Origin of the sequence: Burkholderia sp. Bmkn7, from assembly GCF_041103175.1 — a bacterium.
GTDB classification, from domain to species: domain Bacteria; phylum Pseudomonadota; class Gammaproteobacteria; order Burkholderiales; family Burkholderiaceae; genus Burkholderia; species Burkholderia cepacia.
Window position 1 is genome coordinate 918,988 of the sequence record NZ_JBGCUH010000002.1, and the last position, 21,084, is coordinate 940,071.

General features: G+C 67.0%; 19 protein-coding genes. 16 read left to right on the top strand and 3 right to left on the bottom strand.

Translation table 11 applies throughout. The features are described from left to right. Positions 1-154: 154 nt before the first annotated feature. The 3 genes from AB3K92_RS10075 to AB3K92_RS10085 all read left to right on the top strand — a co-directional run bounded on the left by AB3K92_RS10075 (position 155) and on the right by AB3K92_RS10085 (position 2,411). Entirely contained in the window at positions 155-1,282 is a 1,128-nt protein-coding gene (locus AB3K92_RS10075) for an aminotransferase class V-fold PLP-dependent enzyme (protein ID WP_369464942.1), read from the top strand. A 178-nt stretch (positions 1,283-1,460) separates the two neighbouring features. Beyond that, positions 1,461-1,871, top strand: coding sequence for a GNAT family N-acetyltransferase (locus AB3K92_RS10080; protein WP_059556121.1), 411 nt, complete (start codon positions 1,461-1,463; stop codon positions 1,869-1,871). Positions 1,872-2,012: 141 nt separating this feature from the next. Continuing rightward, the gene (locus AB3K92_RS10085) at positions 2,013-2,411 is read left to right on the top strand and encodes a hypothetical protein (protein WP_369465803.1); all 399 of its coding nucleotides are present in this window, start codon (positions 2,013-2,015) and stop codon (positions 2,409-2,411) included. A gap of 433 nt (positions 2,412-2,844) precedes the next feature. Here AB3K92_RS10085 and AB3K92_RS10090 read toward each other — a convergent pair whose 3' ends face one another. Then, on the bottom strand, positions 2,845-3,480 hold the full coding sequence (locus tag AB3K92_RS10090) for a glutathione S-transferase family protein (protein WP_369464944.1): 636 nt from the start codon (positions 3,478-3,480) through the stop codon (positions 2,845-2,847). A 169-nt stretch (positions 3,481-3,649) separates the two neighbouring features. Here AB3K92_RS10090 and AB3K92_RS10095 point away from each other — a divergent pair, with 169 nt between their 5' ends. From AB3K92_RS10095 to AB3K92_RS10145, 11 genes are all read left to right on the top strand, one after another. Continuing rightward, entirely contained in the window at positions 3,650-3,958 is a 309-nt protein-coding gene (locus AB3K92_RS10095) for an acyl carrier protein (protein ID WP_051392129.1), read from the top strand. Further along, positions 3,955-4,470 carry a gamma-glutamylcyclotransferase family protein gene (locus AB3K92_RS10100; RefSeq protein WP_369464945.1) on the top strand — a complete coding sequence of 172 codons (516 nt, stop codon included), beginning with the start codon at positions 3,955-3,957 and terminating at the stop codon, positions 4,468-4,470. The genes AB3K92_RS10095 and AB3K92_RS10100 overlap by 4 nt, the downstream gene beginning before the upstream one ends. A gap of 467 nt (positions 4,471-4,937) precedes the next feature. Beyond that, on the top strand, positions 4,938-6,242 hold the full coding sequence (locus AB3K92_RS10105; protein ID WP_048021613.1) for an MFS transporter: 1,305 nt from the start codon (positions 4,938-4,940) through the stop codon (positions 6,240-6,242). A gap of 37 nt (positions 6,243-6,279) precedes the next feature. Next, the gene (locus AB3K92_RS10110; protein ID WP_048021615.1) at positions 6,280-6,804 is read left to right on the top strand and encodes a flavin reductase; all 525 of its coding nucleotides are present in this window, start codon (positions 6,280-6,282) and stop codon (positions 6,802-6,804) included. A 26-nt stretch (positions 6,805-6,830) separates the two neighbouring features. Continuing rightward, positions 6,831-7,901 (top strand): DUF6421 family protein, encoded by a 1,071-nt coding sequence (locus AB3K92_RS10115; protein ID WP_369464946.1) that lies wholly within the window; start codon positions 6,831-6,833, stop codon positions 7,899-7,901. Positions 7,902-7,952: 51 nt separating this feature from the next. After that, positions 7,953-9,794, top strand: a complete 1,842-nt coding sequence (gene ilvD / locus AB3K92_RS10120) for a dihydroxy-acid dehydratase (RefSeq protein ID WP_060159995.1) — start codon at positions 7,953-7,955, stop codon at positions 9,792-9,794. A gap of 2 nt (positions 9,795-9,796) precedes the next feature. Beyond that, the gene (metC, locus tag AB3K92_RS10125; protein WP_021156685.1) at positions 9,797-10,987 is read left to right on the top strand and encodes a cystathionine beta-lyase; all 1,191 of its coding nucleotides are present in this window, start codon (positions 9,797-9,799) and stop codon (positions 10,985-10,987) included. A 68-nt stretch (positions 10,988-11,055) separates the two neighbouring features. Next, positions 11,056-12,372 carry an LLM class flavin-dependent oxidoreductase gene (locus AB3K92_RS10130; RefSeq protein ID WP_021156686.1) on the top strand — a complete coding sequence of 439 codons (1,317 nt, stop codon included), beginning with the start codon at positions 11,056-11,058 and terminating at the stop codon, positions 12,370-12,372. Between the two features lie 36 nt (positions 12,373-12,408). Next, on the top strand, positions 12,409-14,070 hold the full coding sequence (gshA, locus tag AB3K92_RS10135; RefSeq protein WP_369464947.1) for a glutamate--cysteine ligase: 1,662 nt from the start codon (positions 12,409-12,411) through the stop codon (positions 14,068-14,070). Between the two features lie 40 nt (positions 14,071-14,110). Next, positions 14,111-15,301 carry a benzoate/H(+) symporter BenE family transporter gene (locus AB3K92_RS10140; protein WP_059488897.1) on the top strand — a complete coding sequence of 397 codons (1,191 nt, stop codon included), beginning with the start codon at positions 14,111-14,113 and terminating at the stop codon, positions 15,299-15,301. 59 nt (positions 15,302-15,360) lie between these two features. Beyond that, positions 15,361-16,521, top strand: a complete 1,161-nt coding sequence (locus AB3K92_RS10145) for a mandelate racemase/muconate lactonizing enzyme family protein (RefSeq protein WP_369464948.1) — start codon at positions 15,361-15,363, stop codon at positions 16,519-16,521. A gap of 129 nt (positions 16,522-16,650) precedes the next feature. Here AB3K92_RS10145 and AB3K92_RS10150 read toward each other — a convergent pair whose 3' ends face one another. Both AB3K92_RS10150 and AB3K92_RS10155 read right to left on the bottom strand, forming a co-directional pair. Beyond that, a complete protein-coding gene (locus AB3K92_RS10150; protein ID WP_021156690.1) occupies positions 16,651-17,562 on the bottom strand; it encodes a LysR family transcriptional regulator in 912 nt (303 codons plus the stop codon). A gap of 329 nt (positions 17,563-17,891) precedes the next feature. After that, a complete protein-coding gene (locus tag AB3K92_RS10155; RefSeq protein ID WP_021156691.1) occupies positions 17,892-18,350 on the bottom strand; it encodes a GNAT family N-acetyltransferase in 459 nt (152 codons plus the stop codon). A 244-nt stretch (positions 18,351-18,594) separates the two neighbouring features. Between AB3K92_RS10155 and AB3K92_RS10160 the strand changes: the two genes are divergently transcribed. Then, the gene (locus AB3K92_RS10160; RefSeq protein ID WP_369464949.1) at positions 18,595-19,461 is read left to right on the top strand and encodes a helix-turn-helix domain-containing protein; all 867 of its coding nucleotides are present in this window, start codon (positions 18,595-18,597) and stop codon (positions 19,459-19,461) included. Positions 19,462-19,546: 85 nt separating this feature from the next. Next, positions 19,547-20,461 (top strand): alpha/beta hydrolase, encoded by a 915-nt coding sequence (locus tag AB3K92_RS10165; RefSeq protein WP_060129323.1) that lies wholly within the window; start codon positions 19,547-19,549, stop codon positions 20,459-20,461. The last annotated feature ends 623 nt before the right edge of the window (positions 20,462-21,084 follow it).

Below are 21,084 nucleotides of genomic sequence, written 5' to 3' on the forward strand. Positions count from 1 at the left end.
GGGCAGCCGCCAAAATATGCCCCAAGCGGCGGGCGGCGTTCGTTAGAATCTGCTTTCGTCGAGGAAACAGCGCAATTGCATTGGGGCAGGGCGGTATCGCGTCACGGACACTGCTTGCCCGGAATTCATCGTTCATTTTTCACCGGAGGCGAGCATGCCAGGTTTACTTCCCGATGTTGACCGCGAGGGGCTCCTCGAATATTCGGTGGTGTACACCGATCGCTCGGTCAACCATATGTCGCAACGCTTTCAGGGCGTCATGCGCGACATCTCCGGCACCCTGAAAAAAGTCTACAACGCGAAGTCGGTCGTGATCGTCCCGGGCAGCGGGACGTTCGGCATGGAAGCCGTCGCGCGGCAGTTTGCAACGAACAAGAAGTGCCTGGTCATCCGCAACGGCTGGTTCAGTTTCCGCTGGTCGCAGATTTTCGACATGGGCAGCATTCCGTCCGAAACGACGGTGCTGAAGGCGCGCCCGGTCGAAGCGGGGCGGCAGGCCGCGTATGCGCCGGCCCCGCTCGACGAAGTGGTCGCCGCGATCAAGGAACACAAGCCGGATCTGGTCTTTGCGCCGCACGTCGAGACCGCGTCCGGGATGATGCTGTCCGATGCGTATCTGCGCGCGGTGGCCGACGCCGTGCATGCGGTCGGCGGCATGTTCGTGCTGGATTGCATCGCGTCCGGCACGGTGTGGGTCGACATGCAGGCGAGCGGCGTCGACATCCTGATCAGCGCGCCGCAGAAGGGCTGGAGTGCGTCGCCGTGCTGCGCGATGGTCATGCTGAGCCCGCTCGCCCGCGAGCGCATCGACGGCACGACCAGCACCAGCTTCGCGTGCGATCTCCGCAAGTGGCTGCAGATCATGGATGCCTACGAGGGCGGCGGGTTCGCATACCACGCGACGATGCCCACGGACAGCCTCACGACGCTGCGCGACGTGATGAAGGAAACCGAGGCATACGGGTTCGACAAGGTGAAGGCGGAGCAGCTCGAGCTCGGCAAGCGCATTCGCGCGCTGCTGGCCGACAAGGGTTTCCGGAGCGTCGCGGCTGAAGGCTTCGAGGCGCCGGGTGTCGTGGTCAGCTACACGGACGACGACGCGATTCGATCGGGGAAGAAGTTCGCCGACGTGGGCTTGCAGATCGCGGCCGGCGTGCCGCTGCAATGCGACGAGCCGGAGGATTTCAAGACCTTCCGTCTGGGGTTGTTCGGCTTGGACAAGCTGCATGATGTCGACGGTGCGGTTGCGCGGTTTGCCGACGCGCTGGAGCGGATTCTCTAAGCCGCTTTGCGGACCTGGGCGAGGCCGTGGGCGGTGGGGCGTTGTACCCGCGGCCTGCCGCCTCGCCCGATTCGTCGTCACGGTCTCGTTCGATGCGCGCGCCCGGGCTCCGGGTTCGACGGACTCATCCGCGGCGGGGCCGATCCATCCGCCTGTACGGCTTACCTGAAAGGCTCGCATGGCTTACATCATTCGACACGAAGTTCCGCCGGTATCCACCTACATCGACATTCGTCTCGCCGCAGGGTTGAGCAGGAAGTCGGAACAGGCCGCGACGATCGGGTTGAAGAACGGGCTCTTCAGCGTCGTGGCTTACTGCGACGGTGTGCCGGTCGGAATCGGCAGGGTCATCGGCGACGGCGGCTGCTTCTTCGAGATCGTGGACATCGCGGTGTTGCCCGCTCACCAGAAGAAAGGCGTAGGTGACCTGATCATGCGGGCGCTGATGGGTTACGTTCACGAGAATGCGCCGCCGACCGCGTATGTCAGCCTGATGGCCGATCACGGTACACCGAAGTTCTACGAACGCTATGGTTTCCAGCCGTCGTCGCTGCCGGAGAAGGCGGGGATGTTCCTGCGGATTGCGTAGCGCGCGGGAGGCCGATCGTCGCGGGTGATCGCTGGCCGTCGACAGCGCCGGAGACAGTAGATGTGCGCGCTCACCGCCGCTCATCGTGGCGACGGTCCGGTCTTCCTCGAGTTTGTCGACACGCTTTTGCACTGAGCGCGCGTGCTTTTCGTTGTCATGCTCACGGCCCCAGGCGGCGACGCGTTTGCCGCCGATGGCGAGCCGGTCAATTTCCTTTTGTTCGGCGGCACGGCGCACCTGCGTTGCCGCGTCGGCATCGGTGATCCGAATGAACCACAGGCGGGCTGGCGCCGTGCGTTCGGCAATACCCAGCAATACGCAGCCGGGCTCGACTTTGTCGTTCGCGAGCGGCGGGCCGCTGTTCCGCACGGCCATCGTGGCTTTCGTTGCGCTAACAACGACCTCGGCGGAACAAGTCGGAACAAGTCGGCACGACGTCGGCAGCCGAAGCATTCCGCGAATTCACTCAACGAAATCCGGAAGCTCGATTGCGTTGCTGACGTGCTATATCGAAACCGCTCGGGGTTGGTCGCCAGTTGAAGCCAATTTTGCCCCGGCAATGCACGCTAATCCCGCTCCATCCGTTGCAATCAATTCGCAAGGATTGGCAATATCGGACTCGCTGGCCAATCGCTGATTAATATGCGTGGCGACTTAGTGGAAGACGAAAAATATATTGGACGTCACGAAATGGATGTTGCATTGTTCACGCATTCGATGCGATCGCAGAAAATGAGCTGAGCGGTGTAGCGCCGCACAAGCAGAGAACGTCATATGCGATTGCGGTCGTGGCTCCTGTTCCCGGAGTCGCGGCCTGGACGATCCGCGGCGTGCGCGACGCCTGTGCGCGCGCGTATGCAGGATCGGCGCAACAGACAAAGAAAAGCGGCGAAAAGGACCTGAGAAGATGAAGGAGACGCGACGGACGCGGGCGGCATTCCGGATCGGGCGCAAACCCGACCCGGCTTCGCCGCTACGCCCAGATCGAGATCTGTTCGACCGACAACGCGGTCGCGACGGCAGGGCGGCGGAGCATGCGCTCCGTATGCGCGGCCCAATGTTCGAACCCGCGCATGTCGAGCTTCAGCATGTTCCCCCATTTGAAAAATATCAGCAGCATCGGATCGACGATCGAGTAGTGCTCGCCGAGCGCCCAGTCGCGCGCCGCGAGCCGTTCGTCGATCTGCGCATACGCGGCGAGGATGCCCGCACGGCCTTTCGCGCGAATGCCGTCGTGCGCAGCCGGGTCCTCGCTGAAACGCGACGGATGGAAGTTGAGCGCGACCGTTCCGGGCAACACTGACGCCAGCCAGTTCATCCACTCGACGGCACGTGCGAGGCCCATTGCGGTATCGGGCACGAGCCGCGCCTGCGGAAAGCGCAGCGCGAGATAAAGCAGGATCGCCGACGACTCCGTCAGCACGTCGTCGCCGGTGTGCAGCACGGGCACCTTGCCTTTCGGGTTGAGCTGCCGGAATTCGGGGCTCTGCGTCGCACCGTCCTTGATCGAGACGAGTGCGAGTTCGAATGGTTCGCCCAGCTCGCGCAGGATGACGTGCGGTGCAAACGAAAGATGGCCGGGGCAGTAGAACAGCGTATGAGTTGTCATATTGATTAAGTCTCCTATTTATCTCTGGTGGAGATGCTGACCGGGTTTGTCGTGTCGACGCGTCGCATGGTGCATGACGCCCGATCGAAAGTCAAAAGCGAAGGACGATGTGAAGGATCTTGCGGTTCGGTGAAGACGAAGCCGGCCAGTGCGATGCGCGCGGGCCGGGATGAACGTGCGTTTCTGGAGCGTGATCGTGATGCGGATGATGAGCCTCGACGAATTGATCGACAGCGTGAAGACGTTTCTGGCCGGGATCGACCCGGGCGCGCCGGCGCGCGTGACCGCGCAGACGAACCTGCTCGACGCCAACCTGCTCGACTCGCTGTCGCTCGTGCACTTCGTGCTGTTCATCGAGCAGACGCTCAGGATCGACATCCCGATCGGCGACTTCGTGCTCGACTCGATCGCGTCGGTCGCGGCGATCTACGACCACTACGTGCTCGGCACGCCGCATGCCGCGAGCGCGTCGCGATGACGCCGGACAACCTGCTTCGTGACGAGTCGTTCACGTATTTCGCATACGGCTCGTGCATGAACCTCGCGAGCCTGTCGACGTCGCTCGGCTGCGACGCGGCGACGTACTTCGCGGGCGCGGCGCAGCTCGACGGCCATCGCCTCGCGTTCAATTACGCGTCGCTCAACGAGCCGGTCTGCTGCGCGAACATCGAGCCGGCTGCCGGTGCGATCGTCGAGGGCGCGTTATACCGGTTGCCGATGCGCATGCTCGACGCGCTCGAGCGTCGCGAAGGCGTGCATCTCGGCCGCTACGTTCGCTACGCGGTCGAGGTGCTGGCGCCCGGCGGGCGGCGCGTACATGCGCTGACGTATCGCGGTGCGGTCACGCTCGATTGCGACGCCGCGCCGAGCGCGCGCTACCGCGACCTGCTGGTTCGCGGGCTCGCCGACGCGGGCGTGTCGGCGGCGTATCGCGAGCGCACGGTCGCCTACATGGCGGGGCTGCGCGATCGGCCGCCGCGTGCGGCATGACGGAATCAAGGCATCGTGCGCTCCACAAGAGCGCCCGATCCAGCGGTGCGTTCGCGACTTCGAACGTCGACGAGCGTTTTAAAGGCGCCCTAAGCGGGCATGTGAGCAAAAGGTTGAACATGAACCAGGCTTTCGACCATCCGCGCGTCATGCGCATCTTGCGCGTTGCCTGCGACGCAGCGCCCGGGCACAACGACGTACAACGAGCCCCCGGATCCGCAGCAACACCACGAACCGACCTCGCGAGGCCGATGCGCACCTGATCCGCGCCCGCGAGCCGGATCGACACCCGCCCGGCGTGCCGCACACAGGTGTGCGGCACGCGGCACCCCGCATGCGAGAACGCGCCGACCGGAGGAGGACGGCTCGCTGCCTCGTGCGCTGGATCGCGGGTGCCGCCGTCGGGCGACGCGTGCAAGGCGCCGCGCGCAACGAATGACAATCGATCGCAAACAAGGAAAAAAATCATGGAGACGCTCGTATCGACCGTATTGCCCGCAGCGGGGGTGTCGGAAGACGCCGCCTATCGCAAGGTCGCGTGGCGGCTGATGCCGTTGCTGCTGTTCTGTTACCTGGTGTCGTATCTCGACCGCGTGAACGTGGGCTTCGCGAAGCTGCAGATGGCCGGCGATCTCGGGCTGTCCGACGCGGCCTACGGGCTCGGCGCCGGCATCTTCTTCTTCGGTTATTTCATCTTCGAGGTGCCGAGCAACCTGATCCTCCACCGCATCGGCGCACGCGTCTGGATCGCGCGAATCATGGTGACGTGGGGCGCGGTGTCCGCGCTGACGATGTTCGTCACGACGCCGACGGCGTTCTACGCGATGCGGTTCGTGCTCGGCGCCGCCGAGGCCGGTTTCTTTCCGGGCGTGATCCTGTACCTGACCTACTGGTATCCGGCCCATCGGCGCGGGCGGATCACGACGGTGTTCATGACGGCCGTCGCGCTGTCGGGCGTCGTCGGCGGCCCGATTTCCGGCTACATCCTGAAAGCATTCGACGGCATCAACGGGTGGCACGGCTGGCAGTGGCTGTATCTGCTCGAAGGGCTGCCGTCGATCGTCGCGGGTTTGCTCGTCTACGCGCTGCTCGACGACCGGATCGCGCAGGCGAAGTGGCTGAGCGACGAGGAGCGCGCGCTGCTCGAACGCAACGTGAATGCCGAGGACGCGGTCAAGTCCCACCTGTCGCTCGGCGCGGTGCTCGCGAATCCGCGCGTGTGGCTGATGTGCGCGATCTACTTCTCGTTCGTGATCGGCCTGTACGGCGTGGGCTTCTGGCTGCCGACGCTCATCCATGCGACGGGCGTGGCCGATCCGCTGACGATCGGGCTGCTGTCGACGGTGCCGTATGCGCTTGCGGTGGTCGCGATGATCGCGATCGCACGCAGTTCGGATCGCCTTCGCGAACGCCGCTGGCACCTTGCGGTGCCCGGTGCGATGGGCACGGTGGGGCTCGTGCTCGCGGTCGGCTGGGCGCATCAGACGGGGCTTGCGATCGCGGCGCTGACGCTCGCGACGATGGGCATCCTCACCGCGATCCCGCTGTTCTGGAGCCTGCCGACCGCGTTCCTCGGCGGCACCGCGGCCGCCGCCGGGATCGCGATGATCAATTCCGTCGGCAACCTCGCAGGCTTCCTCGGCCCTTACCTGATGGGGCTGCTCAAGCAACTGACCGCATCGAACGACGCGGGCCTCTACATGATGGCCGGCTGCATGGCGCTGGGCGGACTGCTCGCGCTGTCGCTGCCGAAGGCGCTGGTGAACCGGTAGCGATGCGCGGCTTTTCCCCCATGCACGGAGACAGGACATGATCCACAACGAACCCGCACTGTTCCCCGACCAGTCGATGGGCGCCTCGCCGCAGCGCTTTCGCGACGCGATGTGCCGCGTGGCATCGGCCGTTCACGTACTCACGAGCGACGGACCTGCCGGGCGCTGCGGCATGACGGCGACCGCCGTGCTGTCGGTGTCCGATGCGCCGCCGACGGTGCTCGTGTCCGTCAATCGCGGCAGCGTATCGGCGCAGCGGCTGATCGCGAACGAGGTGTTCTGCGTGAACACGCTCGGCGCCGCCGACCGGTTTCTCGCCGACGTGTTCGCGGGCCGGACCGCGCACGCGCGCGATGCGCGCTTCACGGTGGGCGAATGGGGCGAGCTCGCGACGCGCGCGCCGGTGCTGGCGAGCGCGCGCATCGCGCTCGACTGCCGGCTCGTCGCGTCGATGAGCGCGGCGACGCACGAGCTGCTGGTCGGCGAAGTCGTGGCGCTGCACTGTGCGGCGCCCGACGACGACACGCTCGTCTATCTGCAGCGGGAGTTCCGCGTCGTGTGACGACGCGTGCCGACAGGATGACCGACATGAAACGCGAAATCGTACTAGCCACCAACCGCTGCCGCGGCGAGATCCTCGCCGGCGGTTTTCGCACCGACGTCGCGCGCATCGCGCAGTGCGCACGTACGCATCTCGGCGACTACGCCGACAACCCGCATGTGCGAGCGCTGCTCGTGGCGCTGGAGAACCGCTGCCTCGCATCGGGGCGCCTGCTCGATCTCACGTACTCGGTGGACCCGAGCTTCATCCTCGGGTTCTTCGACGTGCCCTACAACGTCGACGCGTTCCTCGAGGCGGCCGCGATCGCGCCCGTGCCGATTCCGCCGAGCGTGCTCGCGATCGCGCCGGACGGCAACGCGTTGCCGGTGCAGATCCGCATGTGCACGGACGGCTTTCTCAATCCGCTCGCGGTCGCGGTATTCGGCGAGAACTTCATCGACGCCGACCTGCGCGCGTATCACAAGGCGTACTACTTCATCGACAAGTTCGTCGAGCGCTTCAAGCGCCATACGCGCCCGGCAATCGAAGCGAACTGGTCGCCCACCGCGTTCCCGGATCTGCTCTCGGCGGACGACGAGCTGCTGACGCAGGCGAGCGCGATCTGGGTCCATCTGCACGAGTACCACCATCGCACGGGCTTCCTGCCGATCCCGGAGTACCTCGATGCGAAGAGCACGCGCAACGGTGCGGGCGCGGAGGAGTTGCGGGTCGACATCCTGTCGATCCTCGCGCTGTTCCGGCTGCGCTCGGACGACCGCGTGCTGCGCGCTTCGATCCAGTACATCCTGGCCGAACGCCTGATCCGCTACCCGCTGCAGGCGCCGCCGCTCGACAACTACGACGCGCGCTCGTCGGTCGCGCTGTTTCATTACCTGTCCCGTCACGGCGTGATCGCGCAGCGTGGCGGCTCACTCTATTTCGAAGGGGGCTACGAACGCCTGACCCAGGCGCTCAGGTCCATCGTGATCAAGCTGACGGCGCTCGAATACAAGCTCAGCGTGTCGTCCGATCTCGACCGGAGAAAGATCCTGTCGTTCGTGCTGCCGACGCTCGCGAAGAACGACAACAACTGGGGCGCGGCCGGCAGGCCGCATTGACGGAAGTCCGCCGCCCGCCCCCATTTCGCAACGAATCAACCGAGGATCACGATGCCCACCTATCGTTCACGCACTTCCACGCACGGCCGCAACATGGCGGGCGCGCGCAGCCTGTGGCGCGCCACCGGGATGACCGACGCCGATTTCGACAAGCCGATCATCGCGGTCGTCAATTCGTTCACGCAGTTCGTGCCCGGTCACGTGCACCTGAAGGATCTCGGCCAGCTGGTCGCGCGCGAGATCGAAGCGGCCGGCGCGGTCGCGAAGGAGTTCAACACGATCGCGATCGACGACGGCATCGCGATGGGCCACGACGGCATGCTGTACAGCCTGCCGTCGCGCGAGCTGATCGCCGACAGCGTCGAGTACATGGTCAACGCGCACTGCGCGGACGCGATGGTCTGTATCTCGAACTGCGACAAGATCACGCCGGGGATGCTGATGGCCGCGATGCGCCTGAACATCCCGGTGGTCTTCGTGTCCGGCGGCCCGATGGAGTCCGGCAAGCTGACGTTCCGCGGCAAGCGCCGCGCGTTCGACCTGATCGACGCAATGGTGGTGGCGGCCGACTCCCAGGTGACGGACGACGAGGTGCGTGCGGTCGAGAACGTCGCGTGCCCGACCTGCGGCTCGTGTTCCGGGATGTTTACCGCGAACTCGATGAACTGCCTCGCCGAGGCGCTCGGGCTCGCGCTGCCCGGCAACGGCTCGGTGCTGGCGACGCATGCCGAGCGCAAGCGCCTGTTCATCGAGGCCGGGCGCACGATCGTCGATCTCGCGCGCCGCTACTACGAGCAGGACGACGCGAGCGTGCTGCCGCGCTCGATCGCGACGCGCGATGCGTTCGAGAACGCGATGACGCTCGACATCGCGATGGGCGGCTCGACCAATACGGTATTGCACCTGCTCGCCGCCGCGCACGAAGGCGAGGTGCACTTCACGATGGCCGACATCGACCGGCTGTCGCGCCGCGTGCCGGTGCTGTGCAAGGTCGCGCCGTCGGTGCAGGACGTTCACATGGAGGACGTGCACCGGGCCGGCGGCGTGATCGGGATCATGGGTGAACTCGATCGCGCGGGGCTGCTGAACACGACGCTGCCGACCGTTCATGCGCCGAGCGTCGCGCACGCGCTCGCGCGCTGGGACGTGATGCGCAACCGCGTCGACTCGGTGTCGCGCTTCTATCGCGCGGCGCCCGGCGGCGTGCGCACGCACGTCGCGTTCAGCCAGGACAACCGCTACGACGAACTCGATCTCGACCGCGCGAACGGCTGCATCCGCGATGCCGAGCACGCATTCTCGCGCGATGGCGGGCTCGCGGTGCTGTTCGGCAACATCGCGCGCGACGGCTGCATCGTGAAGACCGCGGGCGTCGACGGCGGGATGCTGAAATTCACCGGCACCGCGCGCGTGTTCGAAGGGCAGGAGGAGGCGGTCGAAGGCATCCTCGGCGGTGCGGTCGGCCCGGGCGACATCGTGATCGTCCGCTACGAGGGGCCGCGGGGTGGCCCGGGCATGCAGGAGATGCTCTATCCGACCAGCTACCTGAAATCGAAGGGGCTCGCGAAGCAGTGCGCGCTGATCACCGACGGTCGTTTCTCCGGCGGCTCGTCGGGGCTGTCGATCGGGCACGTGTCGCCCGAGGCGGCGGAGGGCGGCGAAATCGGGCTGCTCGAGAATGGCGACGCGATCGAGATCGACATCCCGAACCGCTCGATCAACGTCCTCGTGTCCGACGACGAACTGCGGCGGCGCCGCGCGGCGATGGAGGAGCGCGGCGCGCGTGCGTGGCAGCCCGAGAAGCGGCAGCGCCGCGTGTCGGGCGCGCTGCGCGCATACGCGGCGATGACGACGAGCGCGGCGCGCGGCGCCGTGCGGATCGTGAAGGGCTGACCGTGCGGCCCGCCCCGAACCATCCGGCGGCCGATGCGCAGGTCGACACCGTGCTCGTCACGGGCGGCCGCGCGCCGGCCGCGCATCACGGCTTCGTCAACCCGCCGGTGTATCGCGGCTCGACGGTGCTCGCGCCGAGCGTGGCCGACCTGCTCGGTTACACGCAGCCGTACGTGTACGGCCGGCGCGGCACGCCGACCACGGCCGCGCTGCAGGACGCGGTGCGCGCGCTCGATCACGGCGCGGGTGTCGTGCTGTGCCCGTCGGGGCTTGCCGCGATCACGACCGCGCTGTCGTCGTGCCTGTCGGCCGGCGACCATCTGCTGATGACGGATGCGGTGTACAAGCCCGCGCGCCAGCTGTGCGACGGCGTGCTGCGGCGCGCGGGCATCGAGACGACCTACTTCGATCCGCTCGCGTCGGTTGACGCGCTCGCCGCGCTGATCCGGCCGAACACGCGCGCGCTGTATCTCGAAGCGCCCGCGTCGCAGAGCATGGAGCTGTGCGACGTGCCGGCGTTCGCCGCGCTCGCGCGCGACCGCGGGCTCGTGGTGCTGTTCGACAACACGTGGGCGACGCCGCTGTTCTTCGACGCGTTCGCGCACGGCGCCGATCTCGTGATCCAGGCCGGCACCAAGTACCTGGCCGGTCATGCGGACGTGATGATCGGCATGGTGTCGGCGTCCGCGCGCGCGCTGCCGGCGCTCGAACAGTATCAGCGCGACACGGGGCAGTGCGTCGGCTCGGACGACGCGTTTCTCACGCTGCGCGGCATCCGGACGCTCGGCGTGCGGCTTCGCCAGCACCAGGCGAACGCGCTGCGTGTCGCGCGCTGGCTCGCCGCGCGTCCGGAAGTGCGGCGCGTGTGCCATCCGGCGCTCGAGGACGATCCCGGCCATGCGCTGTGGGTGCGCGACTTCGGCGGCGCGACGGGGCTGTTCTCCGTCGTGCTGCGCCCGGCGCCCGCGCAGGCCGTCGCCGCGCTGCTCGAGGGGCTCGCGTATTTCGGGCTCGGTTATTCATGGGGCGGCTATGAAAGCCTCGCGATGCCGTTCGACTGCAGTGCGTACCGCACCGCGTCGCACTGGGACCCGGGCGGCCCGTGCGTGCGCTTTCACATCGGGCTCGAAAACGCCGACGACCTGATCGGCGACCTCGAGACCGGCTTCGCCCGCTTCAACGCCGCGCGCTGACGCCGACACGGGCAGCACGCGCGCGGCCCGCACGTTTCGCGCCGCATTCCAATGACGAGGAATCCCGTATGACGAAGCAACTCTGCCTGGGTGGATTCATGCGCCCCATCTGCCTGCACACGGCGTGGTGGCGGCACCCGAGCGCGCCGACGCTCGCGAACTTCAACTGGCCGGTGATCCGGTCGCTCGCGCAGAAGCTCGAGCACGCGTGCTTCGACGCGGTCTTCACCGCCGACCACCTCGCGGTGATGCCGATGCCGCCGAATGCGCTCAAGCGCAGCGGCACGATCACGTCGTACGACCCGCTCGTGATGCTGTCGGCGATCGCCGCATGCACCGACCGCATCGGCCTGATCGCGACCGGCACGACGAGCTACGAGGATCCGTACCTGCTTGCGCGCCGCTTCGCGTCGCTCGACCACCTGAGCGGCGGCCGCGCGGGCTGGAACATCGTCACGACGGTGAACCCGGAGGCTGCGCTCAACTTCGGTCTCGAGACCGCGCTGCGCCACGCCGAACGCTACGAGCGCGCCGAGGAGTTCTTCGACGTCGTGACGGGGCTGTGGGACGGCTGGTCCGATCACGCGCTCGTGATGGACAAGGAGGCGGGGGTGTTCTCCGATCTCGACAAGATCCGGCCGCTCAACCACAAGGGCAAGTTCTTCTCGGTCAAGGGGCCGCTGAACATCGCGCGGCCCGTGCAGGGCTGGCCGGTGATCGCGCTCGCCGGTGCGTCGGAGGAAGCGCGCGACATGGCCGCGCGTTCGGCCGACCTGGTGTTCGGCAACGCGCGCAGCATCGAGACGGGCCGTGCGTTCTACCGCGACGTGAAGTCGCGCGCGGTCGCGGCCGGGCGCAACCCCGATCACGTGAAGATCCTGCCCGCCAACCAGGTGTATGTCGGCCGCACGCGCGCGGAGGCGCTCGCGAAGAAGCGCTACATGGACGATCTCGTCCACGTGGACAGCAACATCCCGAACCTGTCGATCCGGCTCGGCGTCGACTGCTCGAAGTTCGATCCCGACAAGCCGTTGCCCGAGCTGCCGCACACGGAACAGGGGCAGGGCAACCAGCGCGAATGGGCGGCGCTCGCGCGCCGCGAGGGATTGACGGTGCGCGAGCTGGCGAAGCGGGCGGCCGAATCCGGCACCGGCGAGATGGTCGGCACCGCGTCCGAGATCGCCGACCAGATGGAGGAGTGGCTGATGACGGAGGCGTGCGACGGCTTCATCGTCGTGTTCTATACGGTGCCTGACGGCTACGACGACTTCGTGACGATGGTGGTGCCGGAACTGCAGCGGCGCGGGCTGTTTCGCACCCGCTACGAAGGCACGACGCTGCGCGAACACATCGGCCTGCCGCGGCCGAAGAGCCCGCTCGACTGAGCGGCGCGTCGCCAGATTTCGTTCCGGGAGACCGCAATGACCCACGATTCACCCCGATCCACATGGATGACGACGCCGTACCACCGCCGGCTCGGCGTGCTGAGCGACGCCGCACATCTGCCGCTGCTGGGCGACGGGTTATGCGGCGTCGAGCGCGAGACGCTGCGCGTCGATGCCGCCGGCCGGCTCGCGCTGACGCAACACCCGCACGCGCTCGGCGCGGCGCTCACGCACCCGTCGATCACGACCGACTACGCGGAGCCGCTGCTCGAGTTCGTCACGCCGCCGCAGCACGACGCGGCCGACGTGATCGAGCGGCTCGACGAGCTGCACCGCTTCGCGTGCCGCGCGATCGGCGACGAGCTGCTGTGGAGTCAGTCGATGCCGTGCCCGCTCGACGACGACCGGCGCATTCCGATCGCGTGGTACGGCACGTCGAACATCGGCATCCTGAAGCACGTGTACCGGCGCGGGCTGGCGTTCCGCTACGGCAAGGCGATGCAGTGCATCGCCGGGATCCACTACAACTATTCGCTCGCCGATGCCGTGTGGCCGCTGCTGCGCGACGTGCGCGACGGATGCGAGCCGGCGGGCCGCGACGCGCGCGACATGCGCTCGGCAGGCTATCTCGCCCTGATCCGCAATTTCCATCGCTACGGCTGGCTGCTGCTGTATCTGTTCGGCGCGTCGCCGGCGCTGTGCGCGGGTTTCGTCGCCGGCGACCGGCACGGGCTCGACGCATTCGATGCGCAGACGCTGTACCTGCCGCACGCGACGAGCTTGCGGATGAGCGACCTCGGCTACCAGAACCGGGTGCAGGGTGCGTTCGCGCCGTGCCTCGACAACCTGCCTGCGTACCTGGACGGCCTTGCGCGAGCCGTCGCGCAGCCGTGCCCCGAGTACCAGGCGATCGGCGCGAAGCGCGACGGAGAATGGCTGCAGCTCAGCACGCACTTGCTGCAGATGGAGAACGAGTTCTACTCGTCGATCCGCCCGAAGCGCACGGTGCGCAGCGGCGAGCGGCCGCTCGACGCGCTGCGCAGCCGCGGCGTCGAATACGTCGAGGTGCGTTGTCTCGACATCGATCCGTTCGCGCCGCACGGCGTCGCCGAGACGACGCTGCGCTTTGTCGACGCGTTCCTGCTGTTCTGCGCGCTCGACGACAGCCCGTGCCTCGCCGGTGCCGAGCAGGACGCGTGCCGGCGCAACTTCGCGGCGGTCGCGCGGGAAGGGCGGCGCCCGGGGCTCGAGTTGCAGCGTGGCGGCGAGCGCGTCGCGCTGCGCGTGTGGGCGCACGAACTGCTCGCGCGAATCAACGAGGCGGCCGGCGTGCTGGATCTGCAGCGCGGTGACACGCGCACGACCGCCGCGCTCGACGCGCAATACGCGAAGCTCGACGATCCGCGGGCGACGCCGTCGGCGCGCGTGCTCGATGCGCTGCACACGCTGCGCGACGATCCGGGCGGCGCGTGCTTCGCGTTCGGGATGCGGCAGACGCTCGCGCATACCGGGGCGTTCCGCGCGCGTCCGCTGCCGGCCGACGTGCAGGCGCGTTTCGACGCGATCGCGGCCGAATCGCTGAGCCGGCAGGCCGACCTGGAGCGCACGCAGATCGGCAACTTCGACGCGTTTCTCGCCGCGTATCACGCGGGAACGTTGAACCAGGAGTGCGGCGAGCCGACATATGGTGCGCACTGATACGGTCGCCGCCGTATCGAATCCATCTCACGGAGGACAGATGAGCAGTATCGCGGAAATGAAGACCGATCGCGGGTTCTCGGCGCGGGCGGCCGGCGCGGGCGCGCTAGCGTCGTTCGTCGGCTTTGCATCGACGTTCACGCTGATCGTGAATGCGCTGACGAACGTCGGTGCAACGCGCGCGCAGGCCGCGTCCGGCCTGATGGCCGTCTCGATCGTGATGGGGCTGGCCGGCATCGTGCTCAGCTACCGGACCCGGATGCCCGTCAGCGCTGCGTGGTCGACGCCCGGCGCCGCGCTGCTGCTCGGCCTGGGCGCCGTGAAGGGCGGCTATCCGGCCGCGGTCGGCGCGCTCGTGCTGACCGGCGTGCTGCTCACGCTGGCCGGGCTGTGGAAGCCGCTCGGCCGCGCGATCTCGAGGATTCCGCTGCCGATCGCCAACGCGATGCTCGCGGGGATCATCCTGAACCTCTGCGTCGCCCCGGTGCACGCACTCGAGCAGTATCCGCTGTACGTCGCGCCGGTCCTGCTCGTGTGGGTCGTGATGATGCGGGTTCGCAAGATTCTCGCGGTGCCGTGCGCCGCGGTCGCGACGCTGATCGTGATCGCGTTCATTGCGAAGACGGGTGGCGTCGGCGCGACCGGGATGTTGCCGCACCTCGCGCTCGTCGGGCCCGTGTTCTCGGCATCGACGATGGTGAGCGTCGCGGTGCCGCTCTTCATCGTGACGATGGCGTCGCAGAACATCCCGGGCGTCGCGGTGCTCAACGTCAACGGCTACCGGCCCGAAGCGTCGCGGCTGTTCACGGCCACGGGGCTGTGCAGCCTGCTCGCGGCGCCTTTCGGCGCGCCGCCGATCGGACTGGCCGCGATCACCGCCGCACTGTGCGCCGGCGAGGAGGCCGGCCCCGACGAATCGCGGCGCTACTGGGCCGGCATCGTCTGCGGTGCCGCGTACATCGTGTACGGGTTCGCGGCGAGCGCCGCGACGCTGTTCATCGCGGTCGCGCCGCCGATCATCATCGAAGCGGTTGCCGGCCTCGCGCTGATGAACGCCCTCGGCGGCGCGCTGCTCAACGCATTCACCGACAAGGACGCGCGCGAGGCCGCGATCCTGACCTTCCTCGTGACGATGGCGGGCCATGCGTTTCTCGGCATCGGGGGCGCGTTCTGGGGCCTGCTGACCGGCATCGGGCTGACGTTCGTGCTGCGTCGCGAGAAGGGCCGGTGATGCCGCGCGACGACGCGGCCCCCGCAGTTCTGCCATTCCCTCAAAAAAACGGAGAAGAGATGCAGCACAACATCGTGAAAGTGACCGCGACGCCGGTGTTCGCGCGCGGCGACGCTGAGATCGCCGGCGTGCGGTTGTCCGGCAAGCTGTCGGGCGTCATCGTCGAAATCGAGACGTCGCAGGGCGTGGTCGGCCACGGCTTCACGGCGATTACCGACGAAGCGGTCGTGGCCGCGGCGATCGATCACGTCGCCGCACCCAACCTGGTCGGGATGAACGTCGTCGAGCGCGAGCGGATTCTCGACAAGCTGTACTGGCTGTTATGCCCGCGCGGGCAGACCGGCTATGCGGGGCACGTGATTTCCGCGATCGACATCGCGGTCTGGGATGCGATCGGCAAGATCGCCGGGCTGCCGGTGTGGAAAATGCTCGGCGGCGCGCGCCCGGTCGTGCCGCTGTATACGACGTTCGGCTTCGCGTCGCTCGAGCGCCCGGAGCTGATACATGCCGCGCGGGCGCTCGTCGGCGCCGGACATCGCCGCATCAAGATGATCGTCGGTTATCACGCGCTGGCGCGCCGCGACGAAGGGCGCTCGCTCGACCCGGTCGTCGCGGACGACGTCGCGCGCGTGCGCGCGGTGCGCGATGCGGTGGGCGCAGCCGCCGAGATTTACATCGACGCGAACTGCGGGCTCGACCACTATCACGCGCTGCGGCTTGCCGAGCGCGTGGCCGATTGCGACATCGGTTTCTTCGAGGAGCCGATCGCCGAGAACGACCCCGCGAAGCTCGCCGACCTGAGAAAGCGCGGCGGCATTCCGGTCGCCACCGGGCAAAGCGAGGGGCAGTTGTTCCGGTTCAGGGATTTCCTCGTGCACGACGCCGTCGACATCCTGCAGCCAAACGTGTGCGTGTGCGGCGGCTTCTCCGTTGCGGCGCGTGCGGCCGCGCTCGCGCAGGCGTTCGGCGTGCCGATCGACAATGGCGGCACGTTCCCGTTCCACAACATGCATCTGCACGCCGGGCTCGCGAACGGCGGCTCGGTCGAGTGGCACGTCGTCGCGGTCGAGATCTGCCGGAACCTGTTTACCGGCCTGCCGGCCGAGCAGAACGGGACGCTGGCACTGCCCGACACGCCGGGCCTCGGCTTCGGCATTAATCGCGATGGTGTCCGCGAATTCTCGTCGGGCCCGGGATCGCAGGGGCACGGCAAGGCGTGAGCGTCGGCCGGCGCGTCCGCGAGCGAGGACGCGCCGGCCGTGCGTCGACGGCTTCCCGCGCGTCGTCGCGCGGCAAGCGGCCTGCCGATCCGCCCGGACATGCCGGAACGGATCCGCCTGCGGCCGGCATCATGCCGAGGCCAGTGTCCGCACGATATTGATGAAGCTGGCAAGGACGTGCCCGATATCGCCTTTGCGCCAGACGAGGCCGGTTTCGACGACGAAGGAACCGTGTGCGAGCGGGCGATAGACGACACCCGTTCGCCGCAGATTGCGCAACGATTGCGGCACCAGCGCGACGCCCATGCCGGCGGACACGAGGCTGACGATCGTCTGCATCTGGATTGCTTCCTGACCGATGTGCGGGACGACACCGACGTCGCTGTAGCACTCCATGATCGCGTCGTAAAACCTCGGGGCGAGACGGCGCGGAAAAATCACGAGCGGAAGGTCCGCAACTTCCTTCAGGTGAATCGGCACATCGTCGGGTGCCGTCGACGCGGCGCTCGGCATCGCGAGCACGAGCGGCTCGCTCAGGAGCGGCAGATACGACAGCTCGGCCACGTAGCGTGGCGGCAATGGCGGAATGATCAGGCCCGCGTCGATGTGGCCCGCGACCAGCTCTTCGATCTGCACGTCGCTCGTCGCTTCGGTCAGTTGCAATCGCACCAGCGGATAGCGCATGCCGAATTCGCGCAGCAGCGAGGGCAGCAGCCCGTAATCGGCAATCGAGACGAACGCGAGCGACAGTCTTCCGGTCTCGCCGAGGGCGAGGCTCTTTGCCAGCGCGGGAAGCTCCTCGGCCGCGGCAAGCAGTTTCAGCACCGTCGGAAGCAACGCCTCGCCGACTGCCGTGAGCGCGACCGCACGCTTCGTGCGTGCGAAGAGCTCGACGCCGAGTTCGCGTTCCAGCGAGCGTATTGCCTGCGACAGCGGCGGCTGGGTCATCGAGAGGCGCGCAGCCGCACGGCCGAAGTGCCGCTCCTCGGCAACGGCCGCGAAGTAATACCACTGGCGAAGATCCGGGGGGAAGTTGGGCATTCGTTCGACCTGAAGCGGCTGAATGGTGATGAATCATATATTGGACCAGCGGCCTGTGGCGCATCGGGAGCCGGTTCGTTCTTGTGTGTGCGAGGCGTATAAGCCGATGGCCAGCGCGCCACTTCATGCGACGCAAACGCCTGGAAAGCCAGCAGGTAATTGACGGATCGCGTGTCGCTACGGCTTTTGTGACACGTGATGGCAACACCGGATCGAGATGGCCGACACAACACGGCCGTTCGCCGACGAATTGCCCCGTCTTTTCCGGCTCCGAGCCCGCTTCAATCCCACCGACGACAGACCGGCGACGTGGAGCATGCGGACGGAAGCTACCGCGTCAGGCAATACAACACATCGGGACACCCTTCCTCGTTCCTGCTTCCGTCGTTATATGCAATGGCTACGAAACCATGCCGCTCATAAAACGCGGCGGCATCGCGATTCATCTGGAACGTATAGAGCTGGAGCTTGCCAACCGTCTGCGACTTCACCGATTCCAGGAGGGCGGAACCGATCCCTTGTCGTTTGAATTCGGGGCACACGTACAACTGGTCGAGCCATGCCGTACCGTCGGTGATGACGTGTGCGGCCATGCCGACCATGCGATCGTCGTTCATCGCAACGGTCACGTTGCCCGACGGTACGAGTACGTCGGCAATCCAGTCGCGGACGGCGGCTTCGGAGTGCGCGAGCGGCGCGTAGGATGCGAGCGTGTTGCGCGACCGCAGATACACGTCAGCCACCTCCGCGGCATCAGCCGCCATCGCTCGGCGCAAGATCAAGGGCATGTATCGGCTGCTCCGGAAAATTAATTGCGTGCACAACGATAGCAGCACGGAATCGAACTTCCAAGTTCGCACGGCATGCCGCTGAAACCGGCGACACCGGAAGTCCGGCGCTGCTTGTCGAGTTTGCGGTATGGCGGTGAGATCGGGTTGCCGATTTACTGCTTCATTCCGACATTCCCGTATCATCCGTCCGGTTCGCCGGATCGCACGCGACGGCGATTCCGCACACATGAAAGGACGAGCGATGAAGGTCGAAAGGCGCGGCCACGGCAAAGCGATCGGGCACGGCGAGGCGGCGGATCCGAAGCGGACCGGCGTCCCACCGGTCACGAAGAGTACCGACCCGCGCGACTACCAGCATGCACCCGCCATCGCGGCCGTGATGCCGAAAGCATTTCCCGACGGCTTCGTCGTCGCGGAGCACCGGCACACGCGCGCGCAACTCGTCTACACCACGACAGGTATCGCCGAAGTCATCGCCTGCCAGTCGCTGTGGATGATCCCGCCGCATCGCGCACTCTGGATTCCACCCGACCTGCCGCACGCGATGCGCGCACACGGGCAACTCGAAATGCGCACCGCCTACGTCGACCCGCGAGCCTGCCGATCCGCTTACCCGGATCAGCCGGGCCTGGTCAACGTTTCGCCGCTGCTGCGCGAGTTGATCGTGCGTGCGTCGTCGTTCCCGGTCGAGGTCGATCCCGACGGACGCGACGCGCTCGTCATCCAGCTCATGCTCGCCGAAATCGAGTGGTCCCCCGAGCAACCGTTGCGGCTGCCGTCCGGCCAGGACCGGCGTCTTGCCCGGGTCTGCGACGCGATGCTCGCGAATCCGGCCGATCAGCGAACGCTGACGCAATGGGCCGACGAAGTCGGTGCGTCGAGCCGGACACTGGCCCGGCTGTTCACTGCCGAAACCGGGCTGTCGTTCAGCCAGTGGCGCCAGCAGGCCAGGATTTCGGCCGCGCGCCCGCTGCTGGCCTCGGGACGCTCCGTGATCGCCGTCGCGGCCGAACTCGGCTACGAAACCACGAGCGCCTTCTCGACCGTGTTTCGCCGGTTTGCCGGCATGACACCCAGCGCGTACGCGAAACTGTCCGATTCCGCGTAGCAAACGTCTTTCCAGCAAACGCGGGGCGCGGCGCGCACGCTTATCGTGTCGGTCATCGAATCCACACCGAACGAGGCAAGCCGACATGACGCGACACGACATCGAATTCCTGTCCGAAGCCGCCACGCTGCGAGGCTGGTACTACGAACCGGCGCGGCGCATCGCCGGCACGCAGGCGTATCCGGCCATCGTGATGGCGCACGGCTTCTCAGGCGTGAAGGAACAATATCTGGACCGCTACGCCGAGGTGTTTGCCGCCGGCGGCTTTGGCGTGCTGCTCTACGATCACCGGAATTTCGGTGCGAGCGACGGGTATCCGCGTCAGGAGATCGACCCCGTGCAGCAGAAGCGCGGTTATCGCGATGCGATCAGCTATCTGCTGACGCGCCCGGACGTCGATGCCGCACGCATCGGCATCTGGGGCACCAGCTACAGCGGCGGCCACGTGCTCGAAGTCGCGGCCATCGACCGGCGCGTCAAATGCGTGGTGTCGCAGGTGCCGACGATCAGCGGATATCAGTCGGCGTTGCGCCGCACGCGTTCCGATCTGGTGCCCGCGGCGCTGGCTCGCTTCGATGAAGATCGCAGGCAGCGATTCGCGGGCGGCGTGCCGGCGATGTTGCCGGCGGTCAGTGCGGACCCCGCGACAGCCTGCGCGATGGCGGGCGCGGATGCGTACCGGTTCTTCACCGAGTCGGCGGCGCGGTGTGCGCCGAACTGGAAAAACGAAGTGACGCTGCGCAGCGCCGAAATGTCGCGCGAGAACGAGCCGGGCCAGTATGTCGATCGCATCTCGCCGACCCCGTTGCTGATGATCGTGGCCAACGAGGACCTGCTGACGCCGACCGACCTGTGCCTCAAGGCGTGGGAAAACGCGCTGGAGCCGAAGCGCCTGCTGCAGATCAAGGGCGGGCATTTCACGCCGTATATCGAGCATTTCGACGAAACGAGCCGGGCGGCGGTGGAGTGGTTCACGCTGCATCTGTCCGGCGCGCGCTGACCTGACCGGTTGCGGCGCGTGCGTGCGGTGTCCACGGCGGGCGCGAATGGCGATACCGCCAGCTTCGGTGGTGCCTGCGTTTGCGGGGAAGGCGGCAACGCATGCCGAGGCGCGACCGCATCCATCGCCCGCCCGAAGCGACACCGGCGAACGGCACGCCGCGATGCCGCACGCGCTCGCGGACGATGTGTCGCCTCTTGGCCCGCACACGGCGGCGGCCGATGCTTCGTCATATGGAGTAATAGCTGTAATCCGGCCTGAAATTTTCTTTCCGGCGACTCGGGCTAGACTGGTCTCGCCTTGATCCCCCCCAAGGTGTTGTGTGTTCTCGGCTTGGCCCGCGCTTTCAGGTTCTCAGGTGCGGGCCAATTTTTTCGGGCGGGCGCCACCGGCCGTTCCGCTCCCGACCCTGCCGGCGGGGGCGTCATCCGGCACCCCCGTTTCGCCATAGCCATTCTTTCCGAACCCTTTCATGGAATCCTGACGATCGACGATCGGTCGCAACGTCGTGTGCAATCGTCGGCTCTTGCCCGGATCGTGATGACGTCAGGCAGCACGGTGTGACCGCTCGATGAGGGGTGAGCGGGATTCTTCTTGTATCCCGCTCGTTGGCCCGACCGTGT